Genomic DNA, 2781 nt, shown 5'->3' on the forward strand with positions numbered 1-2781 from the left:
AGTCGGGCCCGCCCTCCCCCACCGCCGCCGAGCTGCTGTGCACGCTGCCCGACCGCGAAGACGTGGACAACCACACGGCCGCCCTGGTCCCCGAGTTCCTGATGCGCAGCGGCGTCGGCTGCGACAGCACCACGCGCACCCGCCGCACGGCCCAGTACCCCAAGGACGTCCCCGGCGTGGCCCCGGTGTTCGTCCGGGTCAGCTGGCAGGGCGCGGACCGGGACAAGGAAGCCCGCAACGCGTCGGCCGCCGCCTTCCAGGACTGGCTGACCGGTGAGGAGGGTCAAGCGGTGTTCGCCAAGAACGGTTTCCGTAATCCGTACAAGTGGGAGCTGCTGGACCGGGACACGAAGGCCGACGGCGTGCTGGCCGCATCCCCCGCACTCGACCGGTTCGCCCGGCAGGACAAGATGGAAGAGGCCCTGAAGGAGTACCGGGCGGCGGGCGGACCGGGACGGGTGCTCTATCTGCTGGACAGTTCCCTTTCGATGAGGGAAGTGTGGAAGGGGTCGAGCGGGGCCCCCGGACTGCTGAAGCAGTCGCTGGGCGGCCTCGGCGAAGAGGACGAGTACGGCGTGTGGGCGGTGGCGGAGACCGGCGACCGGTCGTACGAGAAACTGCTGAAGCCCGGCTCGCACCGGCGGGCCGACGCCGAGCGCGTCCTCGACGCCCGTGCCCGGGTGCGGGACGCCGAAGCCGATCCGCACGACGCCCTGGACGCCGCGTTCGAGGCGATGGAACGGTCCGAGAACGACAACCGCCGGCGGCTGATCGTGTACATCACCGACAGCGAGGACAGCGACCAGCTCTCCCAGGACCGTCTGGGGGACATCCTCTCCGGGGCGCGGCGGGCCGAGGTGCCGATGACCGTGGTGTCCCTGACGAACGGCGGCTGCGACCCGGGCAGGCCGGACCGGCAGATCGCCGACGCCAGTAAGGGCCGCTGCCTGGACAGCGGCGACGACCCCGGCACGGCCCTGCGCGACGAGGTCGCCCGCACCGGAACGGGGGATGAATGACGGCCCGGCCCCGACGGCTCACCGGCGGGCCGGCGACCCCGCGGCTCGCCCTGGCGTTCACCCTGCTGCTGGTCGTCGTCCTCGCCGCCTGCACCGGCGGAGGCACCCGCGGCGCGGACGACGGCGACGCCGGTGCTTCTGCCGGATCCACCGCCTCGGGCGACGTGACCGGCCCCATCGTGATCGCCAGCGGCCGGGACGTCACCGGCAAGAACGGCATACGCCAGCAGCTCATCGACGCCTGGAACCTGCGCGAGCAGCGGAAGAAGTCCGACTTCCGGGCCCGCCTGGTCGAGCTTCCCGGCAGCGCCGACGAACAGCGCAGCCAGCTGCTCGGCGCCCTGCAGTCCCGCAGCGCCGCCTACGACGTGGTCAACCTGGACGTGACCTGGGTGCCCGAGTTCGCCACCGCCGGCCTGATCGAACCGCTGCTCCACAACCTGGTCGACGACGACATCATCCCGTCCGTGGCCGGCACGGCCCGGTGGGACGGGGAGGTGTACGCGGTGCCGTTCAACAGCGACGTCGGTCTGCTGTACTACCGGCGCGACTACCTGAAGCGGGCCGGAGTCGAGCGGCCCGACCTCGGCGCCGGCCTCGACTGGAACAAGCTGCGGGGCCTCGTCGACGACCTGAACGCCCGGCGCCCCCCCGGACACCTACGAGAAGGGCTGGACCACCCAGCTCGCCGCCTACGAGGGCCGTACGGTCAACGCGGTGGAGGCGTTCGCGTCCGCGGTGCCGGGCCTCGAGCTGGTCGACGGGAAAGGCCGCTACACCGGCGACGTCGACGAGCTGACCGAGGGGATCAGGGAGCTGCGCCGCCGTACGGAGACGGCGTACACCCTCCAGGACGCCCACTCCTCCGACGAGAACGCGTCGCTGAGCGACTTCGTCGAGGGCCGCACCGCGTTCCTGCGGCACTGGCCGTCGGAGTACCGCACCCTGTACCGGACCTTCTCCGAGGGGCAGCTCGGGGTCGCCCCGCTGCCCGGCCGGGCGGTACTCGGCGGACAGAACCTCGCGGTCACCGGGGTGTCGCAGCGCAAGGGCAAGGCGGCCGAGCTGATCCGGTTCCTCACCGGGAAGGAGAGCGAGCGCTGCCTGCTGGAGGCGGGCTTCGCGGCGACCCGCACCTCGGCCTACGAGGGCGACGCGGACGGCGAGCGGTGCACCGCGGTCGGCCCCGGGCCCTCGGCGTCCCCCACGGGCGAGGGCGCCGATCCGGTCCCGCGGGACGGGGGCGGCCGCCCCGCCTACGCCCGCGACATCCTCCTGCCGGCCCTGGGGAAAGCGGTCCACCGGCCGAGGACCCCGCTGTACGGCGCGTTCACCCAGACGTTCACCACCCGGCTCGGCTCGCTGCACAGCGACGACGTGCAGTCGGACGAGGTCCTGGCCGAACAACTGGACAAAGCCCTGCGCAAGGCCCTCCCGCATTAGACCTGGNNGGCTGCGGACGGGCCGGGTCCTAGCGGATGGCTGCTTCCACCGGGCTCGTGGTGCTGTGGCTCGGCTTCTCGGGGTGGGTGGCCTTGGCCGGGCCCGCGTTGGCTGCCAGGACCAGTGCGGTGACCGCGGCGACGGCCGCGACGAAGCCTCTGACGTAACGCCTGGTGGTGCCGTAACGCCTGGTGGTGCGAATGCGTTTCAGCACGGCGACCTCGCAGCAGCGATGGGTGGGGCACGGTGAATCCGCGGTTGAACCTAAGGGCTGCCGGACTCGAACGGCAAGGGGTACAAAGGGGGTTGGCCATAAGGG

The 2781-nt window shown here is 72.1% G+C and carries 3 protein-coding genes and 1 pseudogene; 3 read left to right on the plus strand and 1 reads right to left on the minus strand.

Annotated features, from left to right (window positions below; genetic code table 11):
• The 3 genes and pseudogenes from AOK11_RS34240 to AOK11_RS46295 form a co-directional block, all read left to right on the plus strand.
• A partial coding sequence (locus AOK11_RS34240) for a vWA domain-containing protein (protein WP_206188985.1) occupies positions 1-1019 on the plus strand: 1019 nt, incomplete at its 5' end.
• Positions 1016-1612: pseudogene (locus AOK11_RS46290) on the plus strand (extracellular solute-binding protein); the annotation flags it as partial. The gene AOK11_RS34240 and the pseudogene AOK11_RS46290, both read left to right, overlap by 4 nt.
• 124 nt (positions 1613-1736) lie before the next feature.
• Positions 1737-2462, plus strand: a complete 726-nt coding sequence (locus AOK11_RS46295; RefSeq protein ID WP_470629212.1) for an extracellular solute-binding protein — start codon at positions 1737-1739, stop codon at positions 2460-2462.
• A 28-nt stretch (positions 2463-2490) separates the two neighbouring features.
• On the opposite strand, the gene AOK11_RS34250 is transcribed toward AOK11_RS46295, so the two are convergent.
• Entirely contained in the window at positions 2491-2676 is a 186-nt protein-coding gene (locus AOK11_RS34250; protein WP_055597558.1) for a hypothetical protein, read from the minus strand.
• Positions 2677-2781 lie beyond the last annotated feature (105 nt).

This window comes from Streptomyces hirsutus (assembly GCF_001418415.1).
GTDB classification, from domain to species: Bacteria; Actinomycetota; Actinomycetes; order Streptomycetales; family Streptomycetaceae; genus Streptomyces; species Streptomyces hirsutus.